16 protein-coding genes are annotated in these 24,686 nt (G+C 64.4%); 2 read left to right on the forward strand and 14 right to left on the reverse strand.

Going from position 1 to position 24,686, the window contains the following annotated elements; genetic code table 11:
- Position 1 precedes the first annotated feature (1 nt).
- The 10 genes from NFI08_RS17840 to NFI08_RS17885 form a co-directional block, all read right to left on the reverse strand.
- Positions 2-2,137, reverse strand: a complete 2,136-nt coding sequence (locus NFI08_RS17840; protein ID WP_349591126.1) for a site-2 protease family protein — start codon at positions 2,135-2,137, stop codon at positions 2-4.
- Positions 2,138-2,140: 3 nt separating this feature from the next.
- Positions 2,141-3,565, reverse strand: coding sequence for an efflux RND transporter periplasmic adaptor subunit (locus tag NFI08_RS17845; RefSeq protein WP_349591129.1), 1,425 nt, complete (start codon positions 3,563-3,565; stop codon positions 2,141-2,143).
- Positions 3,562-4,392, reverse strand: a complete 831-nt coding sequence (locus NFI08_RS17850; RefSeq protein WP_349591132.1) for an efflux RND transporter periplasmic adaptor subunit — start codon at positions 4,390-4,392, stop codon at positions 3,562-3,564. The genes NFI08_RS17845 and NFI08_RS17850 overlap by 4 nt, the downstream gene beginning before the upstream one ends.
- Positions 4,389-5,723 (reverse strand): TolC family protein, encoded by a 1,335-nt coding sequence (locus NFI08_RS17855; RefSeq protein WP_205254614.1) that lies wholly within the window; start codon positions 5,721-5,723, stop codon positions 4,389-4,391. Before NFI08_RS17855 ends, NFI08_RS17850 begins: the two co-directional genes overlap by 4 nt.
- A gap of 1,331 nt (positions 5,724-7,054) precedes the next feature.
- On the reverse strand, positions 7,055-7,972 hold the full coding sequence (locus tag NFI08_RS17860; RefSeq protein WP_108133590.1) for a LysR substrate-binding domain-containing protein: 918 nt from the start codon (positions 7,970-7,972) through the stop codon (positions 7,055-7,057).
- A 247-nt stretch (positions 7,973-8,219) separates the two neighbouring features.
- Positions 8,220-9,653, reverse strand: coding sequence for a cardiolipin synthase (gene cls, locus NFI08_RS17865; RefSeq protein WP_349591135.1), 1,434 nt, complete (start codon positions 9,651-9,653; stop codon positions 8,220-8,222).
- A gap of 171 nt (positions 9,654-9,824) precedes the next feature.
- Positions 9,825-11,330, reverse strand: a complete 1,506-nt coding sequence (locus tag NFI08_RS17870) for a fumarate hydratase (RefSeq protein ID WP_349591137.1) — start codon at positions 11,328-11,330, stop codon at positions 9,825-9,827.
- 357 nt (positions 11,331-11,687) lie between these two features.
- On the reverse strand, positions 11,688-13,718 hold the full coding sequence (uvrB, locus tag NFI08_RS17875) for an excinuclease ABC subunit UvrB (RefSeq protein WP_045991457.1): 2,031 nt from the start codon (positions 13,716-13,718) through the stop codon (positions 11,688-11,690).
- Between the two features lie 77 nt (positions 13,719-13,795).
- On the reverse strand, positions 13,796-14,215 hold the full coding sequence (locus tag NFI08_RS17880; protein ID WP_045991618.1) for an OsmC family protein: 420 nt from the start codon (positions 14,213-14,215) through the stop codon (positions 13,796-13,798).
- Positions 14,215-14,412, reverse strand: coding sequence for a hypothetical protein (locus NFI08_RS17885; RefSeq protein WP_045991458.1), 198 nt, complete (start codon positions 14,410-14,412; stop codon positions 14,215-14,217). The genes NFI08_RS17880 and NFI08_RS17885 overlap by 1 nt, the downstream gene beginning before the upstream one ends.
- Before the next feature lie 190 nt (positions 14,413-14,602).
- On the opposite strand from NFI08_RS17885, the gene ygfZ reads away from it, so the two are divergent.
- Complete coding sequence (ygfZ, locus tag NFI08_RS17890; RefSeq protein WP_083970211.1) at positions 14,603-15,631, forward strand: CAF17-like 4Fe-4S cluster assembly/insertion protein YgfZ; 1,029 nt, start codon at positions 14,603-14,605, stop codon at positions 15,629-15,631.
- A gap of 54 nt (positions 15,632-15,685) precedes the next feature.
- Here the strand turns inward: ygfZ and NFI08_RS17895 are convergent, their stop codons facing one another.
- Together NFI08_RS17895 and NFI08_RS17900 are read right to left on the reverse strand one after the other, a co-directional pair.
- Positions 15,686-16,465 carry a TatD family hydrolase gene (locus tag NFI08_RS17895; RefSeq protein ID WP_124804725.1) on the reverse strand — a complete coding sequence of 260 codons (780 nt, stop codon included), beginning with the start codon at positions 16,463-16,465 and terminating at the stop codon, positions 15,686-15,688.
- Between the two features lie 76 nt (positions 16,466-16,541).
- On the reverse strand, positions 16,542-18,131 hold the full coding sequence (locus NFI08_RS17900) for a peptide chain release factor 3 (RefSeq protein WP_045991460.1): 1,590 nt from the start codon (positions 18,129-18,131) through the stop codon (positions 16,542-16,544).
- A 309-nt stretch (positions 18,132-18,440) separates the two neighbouring features.
- On the opposite strand from NFI08_RS17900, the gene NFI08_RS17905 reads away from it, so the two are divergent.
- The gene (locus NFI08_RS17905) at positions 18,441-19,994 is read left to right on the forward strand and encodes an alkaline phosphatase D family protein (protein ID WP_349591140.1); all 1,554 of its coding nucleotides are present in this window, start codon (positions 18,441-18,443) and stop codon (positions 19,992-19,994) included.
- Between the two features lie 141 nt (positions 19,995-20,135).
- Here NFI08_RS17905 and NFI08_RS17910 read toward each other — a convergent pair whose 3' ends face one another.
- Both NFI08_RS17910 and NFI08_RS17915 read right to left on the reverse strand, forming a co-directional pair.
- On the reverse strand, positions 20,136-23,288 hold the full coding sequence (locus tag NFI08_RS17910) for an efflux RND transporter permease subunit (RefSeq protein ID WP_349591142.1): 3,153 nt from the start codon (positions 23,286-23,288) through the stop codon (positions 20,136-20,138).
- Complete coding sequence (locus NFI08_RS17915; RefSeq protein WP_349591144.1) at positions 23,285-24,613, reverse strand: efflux RND transporter periplasmic adaptor subunit; 1,329 nt, start codon at positions 24,611-24,613, stop codon at positions 23,285-23,287. Before NFI08_RS17915 ends, NFI08_RS17910 begins: the two co-directional genes overlap by 4 nt.
- Between the last annotated feature and the right edge of the window lie 73 nt (positions 24,614-24,686).

Consider the following 24,686-nt stretch of genomic DNA (forward strand, 5'->3'; position numbering starts at 1 on the left):
ATCAGGCGCTCCACTCGCGCACCAGTACCTGTGCGATGCGTCGTGCCGCCTGAACCGCCAGGCTGACAGGCTCACCCTTCAATCGAATCTCTCCACGAATCTCGGTCAGCGGGGCAACCGCCGGCTGCCTTGTCAGGGCGGTCACCTCGAAGACCGCCTGCTCCGGGATGGCTCTGCCCTCGTCCAGCCTGGACGCCACCGGGCCGCCATACACCGACGCCAACAGGCCTTCGTCCAGATAAGACGACGCAGCCGAGGCCATGCTGGAGAGCTTCATGTCGATGGGCTTCAGGCGACGCTGATCGTCAACGAACTCGCAGATATCACCGGGCTCTACCAGGCGCAGATCGTCGCTATCCAGATAGCCTCTGGCCTCGAGCGAGGAGGCTGACGCCACCAATGCCAGTTGGGTGTCGACGTCGACCCAACGCCCCGGATGCAGAGGACGCGCCATCTCGACCACGACACCATCGATGGCCGCAACCACCTCCAGTTGCCGCTGAGTACGCTCCAGGCCCGACAGTCGCTCACGCTCCATTTCCTGCTCGCTGGCAAGCACCAGGCTCTGGGACAGGTCTTCGCTGTCGGCACTGCGGCGATCGAGCCGCCGCCCCACCAGGGCGAGGCGCTCTTGTGTGGTCCGCTGCATCTGTTCGAGCTCCGGTGCCACCAGCGTCATCAGCACCTGGCCCCGCTGCACGACCTCACCGACCTCGACCAGAACGCGATTCACCCTGGCCGGCCTGGGCGAGTAGGACGGCGCCTGTCGGGAGGCGCCAAGCACTGCGGGAATACGCACTTCATGGGGTAATGGCAGCGCAAGAAACCCGGCCAGAAGTGTCATCACCAGCGTGGTGCCCAGTGCGCGCAAGCCGGCATCGCGTCTTCGCGTCCACCACACCTTGAGTTCGCGCAGGATCGGCAGGGCGATGAACCAGGCCACCTCCACGGAAAACAACAGGACCCCGAGGACCTTGAAGAAGAGGTGGTAGACCACCAGGGCGATACCCAGAAAAAGAAAGAAGCGATAGATCCATACGGCGAAGGCATAGACGATCAACAGCCGGCGTCGAGCCACCGGCAAGGACTCCGGCACAGCGTCGCCAAATCCGAAAAGCGACTCCCTCAACCACCAGCGCCCCATGGCAAAGGCTCGCTCCTGCAGGTTGGCCACCCCGATCAGATCACTGAACAGGTAGTAGCCGTCGAATCGCATCAGCGGGTTCAGGTTCACCGCCAGACTCATTACCCAGCCGGTGGTGGCCAAGGCGAAGGCCACGAAGCGCAGTGCACCGTCGGGCAAGAACACCCATGCCAGGGTGGCGTAGACTGCGATGATCAGCTCCACCGCCACCCCGGCCAGGTCGATCAGCACACGCTTGCGGCGGGAGGAAAGACGCCAGGCATCGGTAGTGTCGGTAAACAGCACCGGCATCATCACGATCAAGGCCACCCCCATGCTGCCGACTCGAGCCCCCTGTCGCGTGGCGCAGAAACCGTGTCCCAGTTCATGCAGGGTCTTTACCAGTGCAAGGCTTCCGCCAAAGGCTACCGCACCGGCAACACTGAACATGTCCGGCAGGGTGGTAAGAAAGCTCTCCCACTGGCGAGAGACCAGATACCCGCCGCCGATCGCCATCAGCAGCGTCACCAGCCAGAAGGTACGTGTGAAGAAGATCCCGACCCAGGGTAGGCAGCGCTGAAGCGCCGGTGCCGGATGCACCAACGGAATCCTCACGAACAGATAGTGATGCAGCAGCCAGCTCCACCAGCTCGGTCGGCGTGCGCAGCGTAGACGCCATGCCTTCTGGTAGCTGTGGTCTGGCCGGCATATCAGCAAGTCATGCTGATCCAGAAATACGATCAATCGCTCGACGTCCTGAAGGCTGACATCATCGATTCCCTCGATCCGGAGCCGTGCCAGGAGCGCCTCCCGGGTCCCCTCCCCCCAGTGGTTCAGCACCACCACCACCCGGTGTTCCACCTCGAAGAACCGATTGGCCAGGGGGTCATGAATCTTCCAGCGACGAGCCCCTTCGCCTTCCGCACCACCCGCTATCAGCTCCAGGTCCTGGCGCAGAGGAGGCAGGGGCGTCGCCACAATGATGTCTTCGGCCGTGCTGGTACCGTGGTCCATGATTCACATTCCTGTGAGCTGACGAACAGCAACAAGGGGACGACGGAACAGGTAGTAGAACAGCGTTACCGGGGTGCCCTGGATCCTGGCTGTCCCCCTGAGCCCCATTCGCGGGACCCAGCCCTCTCGCGTCTGCGGCTTGGCCAGTACCTCGAACCTGGCCACCCCGCTGGCATCCGGCTCGGCCTTGTAAGACGCCCGTTCAAGGGATGCATCCAGGGGGTCCAGCGGCGCCGCATCCAGAAAGACACTCACCTTGGCTCCGGCAACCAGATTGACCGCATCGGGCGCGGCGACTTCCAACCTGAAGGCGATCGACGTCGCATCGGCCACTTGCATCAAGGCCTCACCTACCTTGACCGGCCGACCGACCCAATCCTGTGGATCACTGTAGAGGGCAACCCCGGGACGTTCGGCCCGGATCACCGCTTCCCCCAGCCGCTGCCGTGCATAATCACGTTCGGCCTCCGCCAGTCGCAGCTCGCTCTGGGCGGTGGCCAGTTCACGCTTGGCCTCTGCCCGGGAGATCGCCGCCTGCTGAAGCCGCAAGGCCCGAGAACGCGCGACCTGGACCTTGCGTTCGGCAACTTCGAAGTCGTTCCTCAAGCCAAGATCCACCAGTTGCACCAGCGGATCCCCGCGGGACACCCGCGCGCCCGGTGTCACCAGGATCTTCTCGACGACGCCTGCCAGAGGCGCAGCCACCACGAAGGGCGCCTCTGGCACCACTTCTGCTGGCGCAAGCACCGACAATGGCACCCTGACCAAGGCCAGTGCTGCGACCAGGCCGACCCCCACAACGGCGGCCAACCAGGGGCCTCTGCGTCTCCACGCATGCAGGCTGCGCCTGCTCCCGAGCAACGCGCAGACACCGTGGCCATAGGCGTCGGCCAGACGCCGCGCCAATGTCAGATGCGCCTCCTCCCAGGGTGAACGGCGCACCAGCAGCCAGCCGGCTCCGACGCAGCGCCTGCCCTGGGTCAAGGGTACCCAAAGCCCGTGCCCCATCATGGGCGATGCACCATCACGCCCCTGCTCGGCCAGGATATCCAGGCAGCGAGGCTCGCTCTCCGACGCTGCCCCAAGCCGGCGAACCAGGCGCTCGTAGTCACGTACCAGAGCGCTATCCCGGGCTGGTCGGCTGACGCCTCCCACCGCCTGTACTCGCCAGCGCCTCGTTGCGCAGCGGCTCAGCACCAGAGACTGATCAGCATCCAGCAGGCCATGCCCTTCGTTGGCCAGATGACACCACAACTGATCGAGACTGCCGCACTCGCGCAACTCGCCTTCGATGCGCAGTAGCCGCATTGCCCCGGCCTGCGCCCCGACTCCGGCGGCGTCTTGCCTGGCGTCACCCGCCGCAGACAGACTTCCCCCGATGCGCGCCACCTCGGGCGCAGCGGGACCACGGCTTGGTGCGACAGTCATGCCGAGGTCCTCGCCCGACAGACGCCCGAACCCGATGTCGTCGGGTGATTGTCATCGGCATGCCAGCGCGCAAGGCCACTCATGCCCGGCAGCACCCGCGTTGGAACATCCGTGACCCGACTGATGACCTTTACCGTCTGGCTGACAGGGTCCACCGCTGCCGAGACTCTCGACACCTCGGCCGTCAGGTGATCACCGGTCTCATCCACGACAAAGGTAAAATCGCTGCCTGGAGCCAGCCAGGCCAGCCAGCAGGAAGGCACCACCATCTGCAACTGCAGGGCCCCATCGCTGACGATGTGGATCAAGGGTGCGTTGGCTTGAGGCGTTTCGTTGGCCCTTACCAGCGGCTCCACCACGCGTCCGGCGAAGGGCGCCTTCAGTTCGCAGCCACGCTGCTGTTCGTGAATGGATTCAACACTGGCGCGCAGCTCGCGGACCTTGTAGGTGGCGATATCCACGTCGGCCCGCCCGGTCGCCCCCATCTCCAGCAGTTCACGCTGAACGGCGGCGTTGCGAGACTCCGCTGCCACCTGCGCCTGGGCGGCATGCAGGTCCGCCTCCAGCCTGGCGCAGTCGAATCTCACCAGCACCTCGTCCCGGTCAAAGTGACTACCTTCCAGGTAGGGCACCTCGATGACAGGAGCCGAGATCCAGCTGGAAAGCACCGCCTGCTTTTCCGCTTCGAGAATGCCGCGGACTTCCTCGCCTCCCGCCTGGACGTCACCACCGACCATCGCCAGAGCCAGCAGCAACAGGCGAAGCCCCCTGTCGAGTCTCAACGGGAGAGGCCTCGGCGAAGCTGGACGGCTCGAGCGCGTGTTCATGAGCGCCCCACCCGCTCCAGGGCCAAGGCATCGCCTCGACTGGCCCACAACCGACGAAGGTCGGCGGACAGCTCGGCAACACTTTCGTCACTGCTCATGCCGGCGTCCACCGCGTCTATGCCGGTGGCGGTATAGACATTGGCATAGGCACCCTGAAGGTCGGACAGCGCCTGATCCATACGGACCTCGGCCAGCAGCGTATTCATCTGTTCACGGATCAATGTCTGTTCGCTGACATGCTGTGCCTGATACCCCGCTGATACCTGATCCTCGATCGCCCGCTGTACTTCGAGGAAGCGGCGCGCGGTATCAAGCTCTCCACGGCGTAGCTGGTAACGGGCACGCGTCACCGACACCTGGGTGGCCACCGCCATGGTCAACGCAAGGCCGCGTGCATCCAGCAATTCGCTCTGGGCTTCGATACGCTCCTGACGGGCCGGCAGACTGAACACCTTGAGCAGATTCCAGCTGGCGTGGGCGCCCCAGGTCACCCAGTCGCTGTTGTACAGAAAGTCGTCATCACTGTAGTTGGCGCCGGCAAACAGCTTGAGACTTGGCAGTGTCTCGAGAATCGCGGCGGTGCCCTCACGCTGGTTGTTGCGTAGCTGATAGGCCACCTCGCGCAGCTCGGGCCGGTTCATTACCGCCAGCTTCAACATCGCATCGTAGGAAAGGTCTATCCCGGCCCAGGCCAGGTCACGGGATGGCAATACCAGCTCGTAATGCTGCTCCGGCGGCAGGTTCATCAACGCCGCAAGCTGCTGCTTGGCCACCTTCAATTCTCGCGTCAGGGACTCAAGGTCGCGCCGAATCGTCAGCAACTCCCGTTCATAGCTCAACGCCGGCAATGGTGCCGTCAATTGACTACGCTGCTGTCTATGCGCATGCTCCAGCGCCCGCTCGGTACTAGCCTCCAGTGAGCGAGTCTTGGTCAGCAGTCTTTCGGCACTGACGGCACGCCAGTAAGCGGCGCGAACATCCTCGATGATCCTCTGGATCACCTTGCGCTTGCTTTCTTCCGCCAGCATCACACTGTCGGCACGCTGCTGAGCCCTGACGTAGGAAAGGCCAAAGTCGAGCACGTCCCAGCTCATGGTCAAATCGGTTGCCAACTGGTTGCGTTCGCTCGATGACGATGGTTCCAGCGAGGTCTCTCCGGTCAACAGCGACTTGCTTCGACTTCCCGGTTCATTGGAACGACCATTGTAATTGAGGTTGCCAACCACCTTCGGCAGCATGTCATAGTGGGCAAGGTCGAGCTCCTTGACCCTCAGGGCCTGTTCCATCACCTCGACGCGGTAGTCAAGGTTGTACTTGATAGCCCGTGCCATGGCGGAATAGAGATCGATGGGCGCAACAACCGGTTCCTGATCCGACGTCACCTGAGCAAGTAGTTGATCCGCCCTGAGCTGGCGAGCCTCGGGCGATATAGGCTGCGGTGATACGGCGCAGCCTGCCAACATCATGACCGCGGCCATCCCCAGAAATGCTGCTCCTTTCCTGACAGGCTGTGATGACAACTTCCTGCTCTGGATCTGCGATCTTCTGTCGATCATCCTTGTAGCCCTCAAACCGTATTGTGACGTTGAGTTGCGATATTCCATCGTCGATGGCTGCCCTTCATCCGTTAAAACCTTCGTCCCTTTGTGCTCCGAAGCTCTGGCCAGACAAACTCGGCTCCGCACACTTTCGTAAAGGTTTGTTGTCGCTGTGTAAGCAACTATGTTCTTTGATGCTCAGGGCAGTCAATCGGACACGCACCAAATCCTTCAGGCAGCCATTGCTTTCACTGACGCAGATCAAGCACAGCAAATATGGTGCAACAGCATCACTGAAGCGGTGATTTTCTATCCTCGAGATATGGAGTGCCTTGACACCAAATAACGGTAAATAATGAGCGCATTTACGTGTCGTACAACTGGCATCACAAGCCCTTCAATCCAGGACATGACCAAGTTAAAGACGTAGATAACCTACTGTAACGACGCACAACTAAGGCAAGAGCGCAGGCGGTTTTTCCGAAACACAACTGCCGACGACAAGACGTTGGAATGCCGAGAAATGGGCTCGTGAGGATAGATGGCACGAGGGTAAGGGAATAAGGGAGCTAGGGAATAAGCGAGCTAGGCATTAGGGAGCAAGAGGATTAGGAAGCAAGGCGCTCAGGCGTGATTGTTTGCTGAGGGGACGCACAAGGTGTCAAGGACCACAGCATGGACCGCCAGCCCCGCGTTCGGCGCGCATGTCGATACGCAACAAGAAGGTGAGGTGCGGTCGTCAACAGCGACACAACGCCAGGCTAGCCCTGACCAGACCAGACCAGACCAGGCAGCGCTATCGGTAGTTGATGCTCAACAGGCGCTTGTCGGCAGCAAGGTTTCATCAAGCAACGGCCATCAGGCCTCGAGGAAGTCTCGCGGCAGTTTCATCATCTGGCGCCACAGTTTTTCGACACCGGGCTTACTGAATGACACCAGGAGTAGTGAACAGCGATGCAGTGCGTGGCCGACAGAAACACACCTACATCAAGCCTCGAGGAAGTCTCGCGGCAGCTTCATCATCTGGCGCCACAGTGTTTCGACGCTGGGCTTACTGAATGACACCAGGAGTAGTGAACAGCGATGCAGTGCGTGGCCGACAGTGGTTAGCAATCTCACCGACATCAAGCCTCGAGGAAGTCTCGTGGCAGCTTCATCATCTGGCGCCACAGTTTTTCGACACCGGGCTTATGCACCAGTGAACAGCGATACAGGCGGATCTCCAGGGGGACGTCCCATTGCTCGCCACCGGCACGCACCACCGCCCCGCTCTTCAGCTCCTGTCTGAGGCAGAAATCGGGTATCCAGGCCATGCCCACGCCCTGCATGACCATGGCCTTGAGCCCCTCGGCCATGGCGGTCTCGTAGACGGTACGCAAGCGCATGCGCAACGGGTCATTCTTCAACAGCATGCGCACGCTACGCCCGAGAAAGGCACCCTGGGTGTAGGCCAGGTACGGCAGGGAGTCGTCACCGTCCAGAGGGAAGCGCGGCGCCCCCTGCTCATCCGGCAGGCTCACCGGTATCATCTTGACCCGCCCGATGGAAAAGGACGGAAAGACTTCCCCGTCAAGCTGCATGCTGGCGTAGGGGTCGTAGTAGGCCAGCATCAGGTCGCAGTTGCCTTCGCGCAGCACATGGATGGCCTCCCCCACGTTCATCGCCACCAGCCGCGTCGGCAACTCCCCGAGCCCCTTCTGCAGCCGCGAGATCCATTGAGGGAAGAAGCTTAGCGCCAGCGAATGGGCCGCCACCACGTCCAGCGCCTCGTTGGCCATGGCCAGGCCGCGCAGATGGCCGAGGGACTCGTTGAGCTGCTCGACGATATTGCGGGCGGTCACCAGAAACAGCTGCCCCTGAGGGGTCAGGTCGATGGGCGTGGTCGAGCGATCCACCAGGGTGACGCCCACCGCCTGTTCGAGTGAGCGAATACGACGACTGAAGGCCGGCTGGGTGACGTGGCGCTGGCGTGCGGAGGCCGAGAAGCTGCGGGTGTTGGACAGCGCAACGAAGTCCTCGAGCCATTTCGTTTCTAGATTCACCAGCACTCCTTGTCAAGACACCAACCACACGGGACGCCATCGCCGGGAACGCGACCGAAGGGGCCACATGCGACCGCCCGATAAAACGGCTAAATGTACCGGAAAGCGCCCACCTTCCCAAGGGAATACTGACGCTTTATTGCTCCGCCAAGCTGCGTGCCACTGTGCCGGACATTGACCAGCCTCCAGCAGAGCCTTGTTCTTTTTGCCTCGGGGGATGGCAAGGCAGCGGCGGCGCCTGCACAGGCTACTGCACAGGCGCCAGCAGGTAGGCGGCCCGGGACACCAGCTTGCGCCACAGCGGACGCGAGCGCAGCTCGTCGAGGCTGACCTCGCGGCAGTTGGCGAAGTCCTGTTCCAGCATGGTCTCCACCTCCAGGGCGAACGCCTGATGTGGCACCAGGGCGGTGATCTCGAAGTTCAATCGGAAGGAGCGGTTGTCCAGATTGACGGTACCGACACTGGCGGCGCTGTCATCGATCAGCATGACCTTCTGATGGAGAAACCCCGGCTGATAGCGATAGACCTTGACTCCGGCGCGGATCATGTCCGGCAGGAAGGCGAAGGCCGACAGGAACACCAGCAGATGGTCGGGACGTTCCGGCATCATGATGCGCACATCCACCCCGCGCATGGCGGCCAGGCGCAGTGCATCCTGGACGCCTTCATCGGGAACGAAGTACGGACTGGTCACCCACAGACGCTGATGGGCGCTGTGGATCAGGTGCTGGACCAGCAGGCTCGCGGTCTCCTGGGGATCCGCCGGGCCCGAGGGGACGATCACCACATGGCGCCCGTTGCCTTCATCGACCGTGGGCTGATCCACCTGGGGCGCCCAGGAAAGACTCAGCATAGTGCCGGTGGCCCAGTGCCAGTCCTCCCAGAAGGCCTCCTGCAGCCCCAGCACACTGGGCCCGACCAGCTTCAGATGGGTATCGCGCCAGGGTCCGTGGCGAGGATCCTGTCCCAGATACTCCACCCCCACGTTGAAACCACCGAGCCAGCCTTCGCGACCGTCCACTACCAGGATCTTGCGATGATTGCGGAAATTGAGCTGAAAACGGTGACGCCATCCGCGCGAGGAGTGAAAGGCGCTGACGTGGATGCCCGCCTCGCGCAGCTCGCCCAGATAGCCGTCGCCAAGCTGCCGGCTACCGATCTCGTCGTACAGGAAGTAGACCCGCACCTGACGCCGTGCCGCCCGCACCAGATGTTCCTGCAGCCGACGACCAAGTTCATCATTACGCACGATGAAGAACTGAATGAGGATATAAGAGCGAGCCGCATCGATACCGGCAAACAGGCTGTCGAAGGTCTGATCGCCATCGACCAGCAGCTCCGTCGAGTTGGCGCGGGTCAGCGGCATCATGGCAAGCTTTTCGACCGCCTTGACGTCAGCGTCGGTGGCCCCCACCAGATAGGAATCGAAGCGATCTCGATAGCGCAACAACACGCGCCGCAGCAGCGTATCGCGCTGGCCGCGCGCCGACACATAGCCGTAGAAGCGTGGTCGGCCGAAGACCCAGTAGGCCGGCAACGCCAGATACGGCATGGCGACCAGCGAAATGATCCAGGCGATCGCCCCCTGAGAGGTTCGACTCGACATCAGCGCGAGCACGGCGGAGATGGCCCCGCCCAGGTGAATCAGAAAGATGGCCAGGCCAAGCAGCCATGAGGTCATCGAAGGTCTCCATCCGTGTGACACCGCACCACATCGAGCGCTGAGCGTCGGGGCGCACTAGCTAGCGTTATTGCGGACTTCAGCATACCCGTAACGCAGGCGGCCCCGCCAGATGACGGGGCCGCCTATCGTGTCTCGCCGTGCACCGGGGCGAGACATGGCATGGGGAGATCAGACGCTCTCGGCGATGATTTCCTTCCACTTGGCCGGACCGGTCTGGTGCACCGATGAACCCTGGCTGTCCACCGCCACGGTCACCGGCATGTCCTCCACCTCGAACTCGTAGATGGCTTCCATGCCCAGGTCCTCGAAACCGACAACCCTGGAGGCCTTGATCGCCTGGGACACAAGGTAGGCCGCACCACCCACCGCCATCAGGTACACCGCCTGGTTGTCACGGATGGCCTCGATCGCGATCTGACCACGCTCGGCCTTGCCGACCATGCCCAACAGTCCGGTCTGCTCGAGCATGGTGCGGGTGAACTTGTCCATGCGCGTGGCGGTGGTCGGTCCAGCCGGCCCCACTACTTCGTCACCGACCGGATCGACCGGCCCCACGTAGTAGATGAAGCGCCCTTTCAGATCCACCGGCAGCGACTCGCCCTTGGCCAGCATGTCGACCATGCGCTTGTGCGCCGCGTCGCGCCCGGTCAACAGCTTGCCGTTGAGCAACAGGGTATCGCCCGGCTGCCAGGTCTTCACCTCTTCCGGGGTGATCTCATCGAGATTGACGCGCTTGACGTTGCCACCGGCTTCACGGGTGATCTCCGGCCAATCCTCGAGCTTGGGCGCCTTGAGCGCCGCCGGGCCACTGCCGTCCAGGGTAAAGTGGGCATGCCGGGTCGCCGCGCAGTTGGGGATGATCGCCACCGGCTTGTTGGCGGCGTGGGTCGGGTAATCCTTGACCTTGATGTCGAGCACCGTGGTCAGGCCACCCAGCCCCTGGGCACCGATGCCGCTGCGGTTGACCTTGTCGAACAGCTCCAGGCGCAGCTCCTCGGCGCGGTTGGCAGCGCCCCTGGCCTGGAGGTCCTGGATGTCGATCGGATCGAGCAGGGCTTCCTTGGCCAGTTCCATGGCCTTCTCGGCGGTTCCGCCGATGCCGATGCCGAGCATGCCGGGCGGACACCAGCCAGCGCCCATCTTCGGCAGCTGTTCCATGACCCAGTCGACCACCGAGTCGGAGGGATTGAGCATGGCGAACTTGGACTTGGCCTCGCTGCCGCCGCCCTTGGCCGCCACGTGAACCTCGACGGTGTCGCCAGGCACCAGCTTGTGGTGGATCACCGCCGGAGTGTTGTCCTTTGTGTTCTGACGCTTGCCGTCGGGGTCGGCCAGCACCGAGGCGCGCAGCACATTGTCCGGGAAGTTGTAGGCCCGGCGCACCCCTTCGTTGATCATGTCATCGAGGCTCATGTCGGCCTCGAAGCGCACGTTCATGCCCACATGGACGAAGACCGTGACGATGCCGGTATCCTGGCAGATGGGACGATGGCCGGTGGCACACATCCGCGAATTGATCAGGATCTGGGCGATGGCATCCTTCGCCGCCGGATTCTCCTCCCGCTCGTAGGCGGCCGCCATGGCGTCGATAAAGTCCTTGGGGTGGTAGTAGGAGATGTACTGCAGGGCATCGGCGACACTCGTGATGAGGTCGTCCTGGCGGATCACGGTCATGGCAGACTCCTTGGCTGGGTCGATACGCCCGCTCTCTTGGCGTCCCGTAGGCGACATGGCGGGCTTGCGAGGGCCCGTAGTGTAGCGCATTACGCCACGGCTCGGCAGCCGTCTGTGCCGGTTCGTTTAACGCGCTACTGACCCGGCGTTTGCTTGCCGGCTGGCGGAGATCCCACCTCACTCTGGAGAACGAGCCTGCGCTGCGCCCATTGAACAAGATTCGCCAGCCAGGGCAGCCAGGCGGAACATCAGGTCAATCGGGCAAGATAACGGTATAAAATTCTAATAAAGGCACCAGGAGCGTGGTCACGGCAGGACGGACTGCCAGGTTCGCCCGCCCCGCTTTCGCTGCCTCCTTTATACCGCCCCGAGCGCCAGCTGACGCTCTCTGAGCCCATGCAGGCGATCGCGCAGGCGCGCCGCTTCTTCGAACTCCAGATTGGCGGCAGCCTCGCTCATGGCGTCCTCGAGCCGTGTCATCTCCTTGCGCAGCTCTTCCGGCGACAGGCTGGCGGGATCGTAGACCGCTTCCGGTTCGGCCACCTTGCGCTCGCCCTTGCGTCCACGAGTCTTGCGGCTTCCCGGTGCCTGGGCAGCTTCGAGGATATCCGCCACCGAGCGGGTCACCGTCTGCGGCGTGATGCCGTGTTCCTCGTTGTGTGCCGTCTGCTTGGCGCGGCGCCGCTCGGTCTCGTCGATGGTCTTGCGCATCGAGTCGGTGATGCGGTCGCCGTAGAGGATCGCCTTGCCGTTGGCGTTACGCGCGGCCCGCCCCACCGTCTGAATCAGCGAACGTTCGGCGCGCAGGAAGCCTTCCTTGTCGGCGTCGAGGATCGCCACCAGCGACACCTCGGGGATATCCAGGCCCTCGCGCAGCAGGTTGATACCGACCAGCACGTCGAACTTGCCCAGGCGCAGGTCGCGGATGATCTCGACCCGCTCCACCGTGTCGATATCCGAGTGCAGGTAGCGCACCTTGACGTCGTGTTCGTCGAGATACTCGGTCAAGTCTTCCGCCATCCGCTTGGTCAGGGTGGTGACCAGCACCCGCTCGCCCACGGCGGTGCGCAAACGGATCTCCGACAGCAGGTCGTCCACCTGGGTCGAGGCCGGACGCACCTCGATCTCGGGATCCAGCAGGCCGGTGGGACGTACCACTTGCTCCACCACCTGGCCGGCGTGCTCGGCCTCGTAGGGACCCGGCGTGGCCGAGACGAAGATGGTCTGGGGTGAAATCCGCTCCCACTCCTCGAACTTCATCGGACGGTTGTCCAGGGCCGACGGCAGGCGGAAACCGTACTCGACCAGGGTCTCCTTGCGCGAGCGGTCGCCGCGGTACATGCCGCCCACCTGGGGCACACTGACGTGGGACTCGTCGATGAACAGCAGCGCATCGGCGGGCAGGTAGTCGAAGAAGGTGGGGGGCGGCTCGCCGGGGTTGCGTCCGGACAGGTAGCGCGAGTAGTTCTCGATGCCGTTGCAGTAGCCCAGCTCCATCATCATTTCGATGTCGTAGAGGGTACGCTGCTCCAGGCGCTGGGCCTCGACCAGGCGATCTTCCTTGCGCAGGAAGGTCAGTCGTTCGGCCAGCTCCTCCTTGATCCGATCCACCGCCGCCAGAATGGTCTCCCGCGGGGTCACGTAGTGGCTCTTGGGGTAGATGGTCATGCGCGGCACCTTGCCACGTACCTCGCCGGTCAGCGGATCGAACAGGCTGATGGTGTCGATCTCGTCGTCGAACAGCTCCACCCTGACCGCCTCGTCCTCGGCGTCGGCCGGAAAGATATCGATGACGTCGCCACGTACCCGATAGGTACCGCGCTTGAAGTCCATGTCGTTGCGGGTGTACTGCAGTTCCGCCAGACGACGCAGAAAGCCGCGCTGATCGATCAGCTCGCCGCGGGTGAAGTGCAGGCGCATCTTCAGATACTGGTCCGGATCACCCAGACCGTAGATCGCCGACACCGACACCACGATCAGCGCATCGCGACGCTCCAGCAGGGCCTTGGTCGCCGACAGTCGCATCTGCTCGATATGGTCATTGATCGAGGCGTCCTTCTCGATGAAGGTGTCCGACGAGGGCACATAGGCCTCGGGCTGGTAGTAGTCGTAGTAGGATACGAAGTACTCCACGGCGTTGTCCGGGAAGAACGCCTTGAACTCCCCGTACAACTGGGCCGCCAGGGTCTTGTTCGGCGCCATGACGATGGTCGGCCGCTGCAGCCGCTCGACGATGTTGGCCATGGTGAAGGTCTTGCCCGAACCGGTCACCCCGAGCAGGGTCTGGTGGGCCAGACCCGAATCGAGCCCCCCGACCAGGCTTTCGATAGCGCTCGGCTGGTCACCGGCAGGCTGGAACTTCGACGACAGACGAAAGGACTTGCTCATCATGACTCCTGCTGGGGGACACCACCCAGATCGGGGCGGCTGACGCCGACTTCAAGTCTCGCGCACGCTCGCCGACGTCAGGTTTGGGCCGTTGGCGCCAGCGTTCGCGTGGTGATTTCCACCGTGGAAGTGGTCATCAAGCGGTGGATCGGGCACTTGTGGCTGATCTCCTCCAGCCGTGCCAGCCGCTCGGGATCCTCGATGCCGTGGAAGGTCATCGCCACATCGAGCCGATAGACGCCCTTGCGCTCGTCGCGCTCGTCTCTGGTGACCGTGACGCTGACGCCTTCCAGCGGCCACTCCTTGCGCTGCGCGTACATGCGCGAGGTGATCGCCTTGCACGCCCCCAGCGACAGATCGAAGTAGTCGTGGGGGTCCGGCGCCAGGCCATCGCCACCGAAGGCGGTGGGCACATCGACCAGCAGGTCGTCGAAGCTTTCGATGCTGACCCGCTGGCGCAGCTTGCCATCCTTCTCGGTAGTAATCTCGATACTCATCATTTCACCTCGATGCCGAGCTTGAGTCGCTTGATCGCCTCGATCAGGGCCTCGCGACGCGCGCGCCCTTCCACCTCGGCGCCATGGCGGCCGACCTCCACGCTGTCGACGCCGTCAAGCATCATCAAGGCGGTGGTGATCTGATTGACCTGGTCGGCGTTGTCGACGCCCTGGAAGGTCAGGGATTGCTGGGACATGAGGCGCGCCTCCTTGGCGGGTAAAGCGGAAGGACCGAAGATCGTAACGCAAGCTTGAAACTGGTGGAAAAGCTTAGCACGACACCCCGTGCGGGTTCTTCTGCCCGTACCTTGCAAAAGGGGCGTCTCACCCTCACATTGCTGACAGGCGCAAACTTCACCTTTTTCGATACGCGCGACAGGATTGCTCATGACGGATTGGATCACCGCCCACGGCGGCCGCTTGACCGGCTCGGACCAGGTCGACTTCGACACCCCCGACGCGGCCCGCCTCGCCCTGGACAGCACCGTGGCCACCCCGCTGGTCCATCTCGGCGCGCTGGACGTGGTCGGCCCCGACGCTGAGCGCTTTCTGCAGGGCCAGACCAGTGCCCAGCTCGCCCACGCCAATGGCCACTTCGCCCCGCTGACCTGCTTCTGCACCCCCAAGGGCCGCATGCTGGCCAACGGCCAGCTGATGAAGGTCGACGACGAACGCTTCAGGATCGTGCTGCATCGCAGTCTGGTGGCTCCGCTGGCCCAGCACCTGGGCAAGTTCGCCGCCTTCTACAAGGCCGAGCTGACGGCTCGGGATGACCTGGCGCTGATCGGCCTGATCGGCCAGGAAGCACCCGCCCTGACCGAGGTCGACTGCGACCTGACACCGCCCGATCCCTGGCGCCAGGCGAGCCACGGCGACACCCTGGTGCTCGGCCAGCCTGGCCCTCGCCCCCGCTACCTGATCATGCTGCCAGAAGACCAGGCAGAGGCCTTGTTCTCGCGCCTGATCGAGCAGTGTCAGCCGGTGGGCAACCAGGTATGGCGGTTGGCGGATATCCAGGCGGGGCTGTGTTTCATCGATGCCGATCAGCAGGATGCCTACCTGCCCCAGATGCTCAACTGGGAGGCGCTGGCAGGCATCAGTTTCAAGAAAGGCTGCTACACCGGGCAGGAAGTGGTGGCCCGCGCCCACTTCCGCGGCCAGGTCAAGAAGCGCCTGTATCGCGCCCAGCTAGAGGGGACTCGACTGCCACCGCTGGGCAGCGAGGTGAATGACGAAAGCGGCAAGCGCCAGGGCGAGGTGGTGGCAAGCGCCCTCGATGCCTATGGGCAGGCCGAGGTACTGGCGGTGCTGAATACCCGCGCCGATGAGGCCGCCCTCAGCTGCGAGGATCAACGTCTGAAGCTGCTGCACCTGCCCTACGCCATCGATCGCCTCGACCCAGAGAGTCTGGTCTGACACCGATGACGCCTGGGTAATTCGATCCGGGCGATATTCCTGCCGGCGCCCTTGTCAGGACGGCGGCAGGCCGAACAGCCGGCGGGCGTTGTCACTGGAGTGCAGCGCCACGGTTTGCGGTGCCTGACCTCTGATCTCGGCCACGTGGCGACACACCTCGGCCACCAGGGCAGGTTCATTGCGCTCGCCCTGGTGGCCCGACAACGGCATGTCAGGGCTATCCGTCTCCAGCACGTAGGCGTCATCGGGCAGCGACGCCACCGCCCGGCGCACCCTCCTGGCCCGGGGATAGGTCACCGCCCCACCGAGCCCCAGCGTAAACCCCAGATCGACAAAGCGCCTCGCCTGCTCCGGAGAGCCGGCGAAGGCATGGATGAGGCCCCCTGCGGGAAGCCCGAACTGGGCCAGACGCTTGGCGACGTCGTCGTTGGCACGCACACAGTGAATGACCACCGGCAGGCGCAGATCCCGCGCCAGCCTGAGCTGGGCATCGAACAAGTGCCATTGGCGATCGAGGGTGTCGCCAAAACGCGCATCGATCCCGCACTCCCCCAGGGCGACGCAGCGAGGGTGGGCCTCCAGCGCCTGGCCCAGCGCGCTGACGTCGTCATCCTCGCCATCCAGCCGATGATGCTCCAGAAACACCGGATGCAGACCGAGACAGGCGTGCAACCCCGTCTGCTCGGCCAGCTCCAGGGTGCCCTGCCAGGCGTCACGGTGGGTACCCGCGACCACCAGCTGTTCGACGCCCGCCCGCCTGGCCCTGGACAGGACCGCGTCGCGATCGGCGTCGAAGTCGGCAAAGTCGAGGTGGCAGTGGGCGTCGATCAGCATCAGAGCTCCTCTTTCCACGGAGGCGCCGTAAAAACGTCGCGTGCGATTCGAGCGCAGCAGTTTTTCCGGTGTCTCCTCAGTGCTCGCGGGTCTCCCTGAACCGTATATCCGGCCAGCGCTCCTGGGTCATCTGCAGATTGACCCGGGTCGGGGCGATATAGGTCAGGTAGCCACCGCCGTCGATGGCCAGGTTGGTGCTGGCCTTGCGCTTGAACTCCTCGAGCATCTTCGGATCGTCGCAGTAGATCCAGCGGGCGGTATTGACGTTCACCCCTTCATACATGCAGTCGACCTTGTACTCTTCCTTGAGGCGATGGGCGACCACATCGAACTGCAGGGTACCGACGGCGCCAAGGATCAGGTCGTTGTTGTCCAACGGCATGAATACCTGGGTGGCGCCCTCCTCCGAAAGCTGCTGCAGGCCCTTCTGCAAGGCCTTCATCTTCAGCGGGTCCTTGAGCCTGACCCGCTTGAACAGCTCCGGGGCGAAGTGGGGAATGCCGGTGAATCGCATGTCCTCGCCCTGGGTGAAGGTGTCACCGATCTGGATGGTGCCATGGTTGTGCAGGCCGATGATGTCACCGGGCCAGGCTTCTTCCACGTGGGCACGATCGGAGGCCATGAAGGTCAGGGCGTCGGCGATCTTGACGTCCTTGTTGATGCGCACATGGCGCATCTTCATGTTCTTCTGGTACTTGCCCGAGCACACCCGCAGGAAGGCGATGCGGTCACGGTGATTGGGATCCATGTTGGCCTGGATCTTGAATACGAAGCCGGTGAAGCGCTCGTCCTCGGCCGGCACCTCGCGCACGTCGGTTTCCCGCGCCTGGGGCGGCGGCGCATACTCGACGAAGCCATCGAGCATCTCGCGCACGCCGAAGTTGCCCATGGCGGTACCGAAGTACACCGGCGTCAGCTCGCCACGGCGATAGGCCTCGAGGTCGAAGCTGTGGGAGGCACCGCGCACCAGCTCGACCTCCATGCGCAGCTCCTCGGCCAGATCCTCGCCGAGCACCTCGTCCACCTCGGGGCTATCGAGGCCTTCGATGCGCTTGTCTTCCGGAATCCGGTTGCCCTGCCCCTGGGTGTACAGGTGGATGACGTCATTGTAGAGGTGGTAGACGCCCTTGAACTGACGCCCCATGCCGATCGGCCAGGTCATCGGCGCACACTTGATATTGAGCACCGTCTCGACCTCATCCATCACCTCGATGGGGTCGCGGATGTCGCGGTCCATCTTGTTGACGAAGGTGAGGATCGGCGTGGTGCGCAGGCGGCAGACCTCCATCAGCTTGATGGTGCGGTCCTCGACGCCCTTGGCGCCGTCGATCACCATCAGCGCAGAGTCCACCGCGGTCAGGGTGCGGTAGGTATCCTCGGAGAAGTCCTCGTGGCCCGGCGTATCGAGCAGGTTGACCATGCGACCGCCGTAGGGGAACTGCATCACCGAGGTGGTCACGGAGATACCGCGCTCCTGCTCCATCTTCATCCAGTCCGAGGTGGCGTGGCGATCGTCACGCTTGCTCTTTACCGAACCGGCCAGCTGGATGGCGTTTCCGAACAACAGCATCTTTTCGGTGATGGTGGTCTTGCCCGCGTCCGGGTGGCTGATGATGGCAAAGGTGCGCCGAAGCCCGGTTTCCTGGGCCTGCTTGGGGTTGGACATGGAGACGGTTGCCTGCTTGCTCGTAAAAAAGTGGGGCACGGGGACAGGGCCCCCATGCGCAAGGGCGCCATGATACCGCGACAGGGGCCCTGGCTGCATCTGACTATACTGGCACCATCATCTTCTCTACCCAGGCCCCTCGCGTTTCGTTGCGGCTCTGCGGTTCATTGCGCTTCGCATTAATGCAATAGATCCGCGATCAAGCTGTCATCGACGGCCGCAATGCTAGGCGACTGGCCGCGCCCGCCCCCGTGAAGGGCGACGCGCCACCCCGCCAAGACCACCGGACGCAACGACAAGGAGAGCCCCATGCAACCCACCCGACGCCAGTTTCTTGGACTCGGTCTCAAGGCCGGTGCCGGCCTCGGCCTGATCACCGCCGCCCCCGGCATCGTGCTGGCCGAATCCCGTCGGCCCGTGATCACCTCCGGGGTAATGAGCGGCGACGTCGGCACCGACCGCGCCATCATCTGGTCGCGTGCCGACCGCCCCTCGCGGATGCTGCTGGACATCGCCGACAACGCTGCCTTCAACAACGCCCGTACCCTGCAGGGACCCACCGCCCTGCCGGCCAGCGGGCTGACCGCCAAGCTCGACGTCACCGGCCTGGCCGACCTGCCGGAGGTGTTCTACCGCGTGCGCTTCGCCGCCCTCGGCGACGATCGCGCCGTCAGTGAGCCGGTCATCGGCCGGCTGGTCATGCCGGGACGCTCACGCCGTTCGGTACGTTTCGTGTGGTCCGGCGATACCGTTGGCCAGGGCTGGGGCATCGACGAATCCCGCGGCGGCATGCGCATCTACGACACCATGCTCAAGCAGTCGCCCGACTTCTTCCTGCACTCCGGCGACACCATCTACGCCGATGGCCCGCTCGAAGAAAGCGTGAACCTGGAGGACGGCAGCGTCTGGCGCAACCGCATGACCGACGCCAAGAGCAAGGTGGCCGAGACCCTGGACGAGTATCGCGGCCAGTACCTCTACAACCTGCTGGACGACAACCTCAAGCGCTTCAACGCCGAGGTGCCGATGTACGCCCAGTGGGACGACCACGAGACCGTCAACAACTGGTACCCCGGCGAGATCCTCGATGATCCGCGCTACACCGAGAAGAACGTCTCGCTGCTGGCGGCGCGTGCCCGCCGCGCCTTCCTCGAGTCGATGCCGATCCGTCAGCGCCCCGAGGCCCCCGAGATGATTCGCCGTCGTTTCACCTACGGTCCCGAACTCGAGGTGTTCATGCTCGACATGCGCACCTATCGCGCGGCCAACAGCACCAATACCCAGGGCGCCGACGACCCGGCCTCAAGCCTGATGGGGGCTCGCCAGGTGGACGACTTGATCGCGGCGCTGAAGGCCTCGACGGCCACCTGGAAGATCATCGCCTCCGACATGCCGGTGGGCCTGGTGGTCGCCGACGGCGAGCACTTCGAAGCGGTGGCCAATGGCGAGGGTGGCGCCCCTTCCGGGCGCGAGCACGAGATCGCCCGACTGCTCAAGGCGATCCACGACAACGCCATCGCCAACGTGGTGTGGCTGACCGCCGATGTCCACTACACGGCCGCCCATCACTATGCGCCGGAACGTGCCAGTTTCAAGCAGTTCACGCCCTTCTGGGAATTCGTCAGCGGCCCGCTGCACGCCGGCACCTTCGGCCCCAATACCCTGGACGCCACCTTTGGCCCGGAGGTGGTGTTCCAGAAGGCCCCCGCCGATGGTCGAGCCAACCTGCCGCCCAGCGAAGGCTTTCAGTTCTTCGGCCAGGTGGACCTGGATGGCGACAGCCTGGCGCTCACCGTCACCCTCAAGGACATCGAGGGTAACAGCCTGCACCAGCAGATATTGACGCCTCAGCAGGCCAGCTAATACAGGTATAAGATAGACAGGACAATCCCACCGAATGACCGCCACGAGCGACAGCGCCGCCCACCGGGCGGCGCTGCCTTTTATGCATCGACCACAGCGGCCGGACACGATGGGCCGGCCCCTCTGCCCCACCATCACGGCCTAGCCCTCAGACGTGGTGTGACGTGATGTCCGTGAGGCCAGCGCGGCCTTGAGGTGTTCCAGGTAGCTCAGCAGCACCGGGATCACCGCCAGCACCAGCAGGGTCGAGACACCGAGGCCGAAGGCGATGGTCACCGCCATGGGGATCAGGAACTGGGCCTGCAGCGAGGTCTCGAACAGCAGTGGGGTCAGTCCACCGATGGTCGTCAGAGAGGTCAGGAACATGGCCCTGACCCGCTGCACCACCGCCTCGTTGAGAGCCGCGTCGATATCCCGCCCGGCGTCACGCTCGTGACGATAGAAGGTCACCAGGATGATCGCATTGTTGACCACGATCCCGGACAGCCCGAACAGCCCGAACATCGACAGGATGGTGAGATCCAGCCCCATCACCCAATGGCCCAGCAAAGCCCCCACCAGCGCCAGCGGAATGGTCGCCATCACGATCAGCGGCAGGCTCCAGGAGGCAAATACCCAGGCCAGCACCACATACATCAGGCCCAGCCCGATGATCAGGCCGGTACGCATGTCGGCGAAGGTATCACGCTGGTCCGCCGCCTGGCCCTCGAAGGTGTAGCTCAGGTGGTAGCGCTCGGTCAGCGCCGGCAGCACCTCGGCTTGCAGCGCCTCGACCACCGTGGCGGTGTTGGTCACTTCGGTGTCGAGGTCGGCGCTGACCTCGACGGCCAGACGGCCATCGGCGTGACGCAGCGCCTCGAAGCCCTGGCGGTGATCCAGCGCCATCACCTGGTCCAATGGCACCAGGCGGCCATCGTCCACTCGCACCATCAGCCGCGGCAGGGTCGCCAGGTGCTCACGCTGGTCCTTCGGTAACAGCACCCTCACCTCGATCTCGTCGGCACCGTCCTGATAGGTCTGCACCAGCACGCCATCGAAGGCCGCCCGCAGCTGGCGCCCGAGTTCCCGGGTGGTCAGGCCCAGCGCCTGACCATAGGCGTTGACCGAGTAGATCAGCTGTTCGCGCCCCCAGGGCATGTCGTCCTCGGGCTCCAGCACCCCGGGCAACTGTCCGAGGCTGCGGGTCAGTGATTCCGCCGCCCGCTTCAGCGACTCGGCGGACTCGCCGACCAGGCGCACGTTGACGTCACGCCCCGGTGGCCCGCCGCTGCGCTCGACGATGGACAGGGTGTCGAGTCCCGGGACCTCGGACAGACGCTCTCGCCAGGCACGGATAAACGGCAGGTTGCGCACCGAGCGCCGGTCTGACGGCACCAGCTCGACCATGATCGAGCCGACATTGTCACCGGTCCGTCCGCTGGCGTCGGCGGACAGGGTACCGCCCACGCGCACCACGGCGCTGCGCACCAGATCCCCGCCGAGGGCCTCTTCGGTGTCATCGAGGGCCTTTTGCATGGTGGCCAGATAGTCCTCGACCCTATCTCGAGAGGTGCCGGTGACGAAGCTCAGATTGGCGTAGAGGATATTCGGCTCCGGCGTGGGGAAGAAATTGAACGCCAGACGTCCGCCCGCCAGGAGCCCCACCGTCACCAGCACCAGCGCCAGCGCCGCGCTCAAGGTCAGCGCCCGATGGCGCAAGGTGCTGGCGGAGAAGCGTCGGAAGGGCCCCTGGCGAAAACGATCGAAGCCGCTGTCGAAGGCACCTCGCAGACGCCCCAGCGGCCCCGGGCGGCGCTCGCCGCCGGCGCGAGGTGAGAAGGCGTTGCGCAGGTGGGCCGGCAGCACCACGAAGCACTCCAGCAAGGAGGCTACCAGCACGCAGATCATCACCACCGGAATATCGCGCAGGATGTTGCCGATGATTCCCCCCACCATCAACAGCGGCATGAAGGCCGCCACGGTGGTCAAGGACGACGCCACCACCGGCCACAGCATCCTGCGGGCCGCACCCGCCGAGGCCAGGCGTGCCGCCTCGCCTGCTCGAAAGTGGGCATCGGCGTCCTCGCCGACGACGATGGCGTCATCGACGATCACCCCCAACGCCATGATCAAGGCAAACAGCGAGATCATGTTGACCGAGCCGCCGATGCCCCAAAACACCGCCAGTGCGCCGAGAAAGGCGGTGGGAATACCGATGGCCACCCACAGCGCCACCCGCGCCGGCAGGAACAGATACAACAGCGCCAGTACCAGCACCAGGCCGCCCAGGCCATTGTTGATCAGCAGACCGATGCGATCGGCGATCAGCTGCCAGGTCTCGTCGTGGACCTCCAGCGTGATGCTCTCCGGCAGCTCCGCGCGGGTTTGCTCCAGCCAGCCATTGAGCACCTCGGCGGCGGCCAGTGAGTTGCCGCTCTCCGAGCGCTGCAGCATCAGCTCCACCGCCGGCTGTCCATGGTGGAGCACCTCCACCTGTCGCGGACGGTTCTCCTGGCGGATCACCGCGATGTCACCGAGCGCCAGACGCACCCGCTGGCCCCCGCGCACCGCTATATCGGCGAACTCCTCGGCGCTGCGGCGCTGTTCCACCGCGCGCAGCTCGCGCTCGCCGTCCTGACTGCCAAGCAGCCCCGCGGGCAGGTCCAGCGACAGTCCCTCGATGCGCTCGGCGATCTCCGGCAGGCTCAGGTCCAGCTCGCCAAGCCGCTCCACCGGCACCTCCACGCTGATCTGCTGCTCCGGCAGCCCGACCAGCTCGACCCGATCGATCCCGGCCGACAACAGCTCGTCCTCGAAGCGACGGGCCAGCCGACGCAGCGCCTCGCGATCGACGTCACCGGACAGTATCAGGCGGGCCACCGGCTCGAAGTTCTGGGCCCGCGAAACGCGCGGCTCCTCGGCGTCCCCGGGCAGATTGGTGAAGCCATCGACCTGCTCGCGCACATCATCCAGCGCTAGCACCGGGTCGGTACCCTCGTAGAACTCCAGGGTAATGCTCGACACCCCCTGGGCCGAAGTCGAGGTCATCCGCGTCAGGCCATCGAGATTGCGCAGGCGCTGCTCCAGCGGGATGGTGATGCCCTGCTCCACGTCTTCCGCCGAGGCGCCGCTGTAGACGGTCTGCACCGAGACGATGTCCAGCGCAAAATCGGGGAAGAACTGAATGTTCATCCGCGACAGGCCCAGGGCGCCGCCGATCAGCATCACCAGCATTACCAGGTTGGCCGCGACCCGGTGGCGGACAAAGAAGCCGATCGGGCCTCTGGGGGCATTCGGTTGGGTATCTTCGCTCACGGGCCGGCCTCCGCCCGCACATCGTCGCCCGCGGACGGTGAGCTCACGGGCTCACCAGACCTCTGGCCAGCCGGCGCCTGGGTTGCGCTGATATCGGCGGGCCCGCTGCCCCGGGACAGGTCCACCACCCGCAGTCCTTCGATGGCGTTGGGCAGATGGGTGATGGCCAGGCGCTGGCCGTCGGCCAGACCCTCACCGCTGACGATCACCCAGGAGCCCCCGTCAGGCCCGCTGGTCTCGCCGTGACGCCTGACCTCAATCGGCCGCAGGCGCCCCTGTTCGATGACGTAGATCCGATCGGCACCGTACAGGGCGCTGAAGGGTATCGCCGCACTGTCGGCCACCTCGGGACGGGCCAGCGACAGCGATACCAGCGAACCAGGCCGCAGACGGGCCGGTGAGGACACCACCTCGAGGATGGCCTCGGTGCCGGCGGGGTCCCCCTGGCCCGACAGTGCCCTCAGCCGATAGCGCCCGCCCTCGTCGTCGACGGCCTCAGGGCGAGCGCCATCGGCCAGGCTCGACACCAGTTCGGACTGCACGCCCCTGGGCACCCGGGCACGTACCTCGAGACCATCGAGCGGGATCAGATCGAGCAGGGCGTCACCCTCGCGCACCCGGTCGCCCGGCGCGACTTCCACAGCGGTGACGATACCGGCAAAAGGCGCTTCGGCCCGGGCCCTTCGCGCATCGCGACGGGCTTCGGCCAGCGACGCCTCGGCCTGGCGCCGCTGGGCCTCGAGACTGGTCAGCCTGGCGGGGTGCCCGTCGAGTTCGCCCTGGCGACTGACCAGCGTCACCTGGGCTCGGGCGATTTCGTTCTCGTCGGCGTCAAGCTCGGCCCGGGAGGCCAGATTACGCCGCACCAGCGAGCGCATACGCTCGAGCTGACTGCGGGCGTTGTCGAGCAGCGACTGTTCCCGAGCCAGCGCCTGTCGATCGCTCTCGAAGCGAATCTTTTCCGCCTCGATCTCGGCCTCCAGCCGTGCCACCTCCGCCTCGGCCCGCGTCACCACCGGCACCACGTCTTCCTCGGCCAGGGCTACCAGCAGGTCGCCCTCTTCGACCCGGTCACCATCACGTACCGGGCGCTGCCCGACGTGGCCATCCAGCGACGCCACCAGCCTCAGGCGATCCGGCGCCAGCACCTCGCCGTAGAGCGCCAGGGTCGGTGCGTGGCGGCCCAGCGACAGCGTCATGGCGGCGACCGGCCACTCGCGCTCTTCCACCGTTACCGGAGGCGGCGCCGGCCGCGTCACCTTCAACAGCCAGAACCCACCCACGCCGATCGCCAGAACCAAGATCGGTAGCAGTCGCTTCAGCATTCCATCCATTCCCTTGTTCAGACCGCGCCCTTTGCCGATGAAGCGCTGTGTCAACGCATGCCGATAAAGCCAC

It is taken from the genome of Halomonas sp. EF61 (genome assembly GCF_040147045.1).
Classification (GTDB): Bacteria; Pseudomonadota; Gammaproteobacteria; order Pseudomonadales; family Halomonadaceae; genus Halomonas; species Halomonas litopenaei.

Bases quoted from the DNA above. Each gene is read 5' to 3' on its own strand.
- NFI08_RS17840 (WP_349591126.1), bottom strand. From the start codon at position 2,137: ATGGACCACGGTACCAGCACGGCCGAAGACATCATTGTGGCGACGCCC.
- NFI08_RS17845 (WP_349591129.1), bottom strand. From the start codon at position 3,565: ATGACTGTCGCACCAAGCCGTGGTCCCGCTGCGCCCGAGGTGGCGCGC.
- NFI08_RS17850 (WP_349591132.1), bottom strand. From the start codon at position 4,392: ATGAACACGCGCTCGAGCCGTCCAGCTTCGCCGAGGCCTCTCCCGTTG.
- NFI08_RS17855 (WP_205254614.1), bottom strand. From the start codon at position 5,723: ATGGCACGGGCTATCAAGTACAACCTTGACTACCGCGTCGAGGTGATG.
- cls (WP_349591135.1), bottom strand. From the start codon at position 9,653: ATGACCTCATGGCTGCTTGGCCTGGCCATCTTTCTGATTCACCTGGGC.
- NFI08_RS17870 (WP_349591137.1), bottom strand. From the start codon at position 11,330: ATGACCGTGATCCGCCAGGACGACCTCATCACGAGTGTCGCCGATGCC.
- uvrB (WP_045991457.1), bottom strand. From the start codon at position 13,718: ATGAGCAAGTCCTTTCGTCTGTCGTCGAAGTTCCAGCCTGCCGGTGAC.
- NFI08_RS17880 (WP_045991618.1), bottom strand. From the start codon at position 14,215: ATGAGTATCGAGATTACTACCGAGAAGGATGGCAAGCTGCGCCAGCGG.
- NFI08_RS17885 (WP_045991458.1), bottom strand. From the start codon at position 14,412: ATGTCCCAGCAATCCCTGACCTTCCAGGGCGTCGACAACGCCGACCAG.
- ygfZ (WP_083970211.1), top strand. From the start codon at position 14,603: ATGACGGATTGGATCACCGCCCACGGCGGCCGCTTGACCGGCTCGGAC.
- NFI08_RS17895 (WP_124804725.1), bottom strand. From the start codon at position 16,465: ATGCTGATCGACGCCCACTGCCACCTCGACTTTGCCGACTTCGACGCC.
- NFI08_RS17900 (WP_045991460.1), bottom strand. From the start codon at position 18,131: ATGTCCAACCCCAAGCAGGCCCAGGAAACCGGGCTTCGGCGCACCTTT.
- NFI08_RS17905 (WP_349591140.1), top strand. From the start codon at position 18,441: ATGCAACCCACCCGACGCCAGTTTCTTGGACTCGGTCTCAAGGCCGGT.
- NFI08_RS17915 (WP_349591144.1), bottom strand. From the start codon at position 24,613: ATGCTGAAGCGACTGCTACCGATCTTGGTTCTGGCGATCGGCGTGGGT.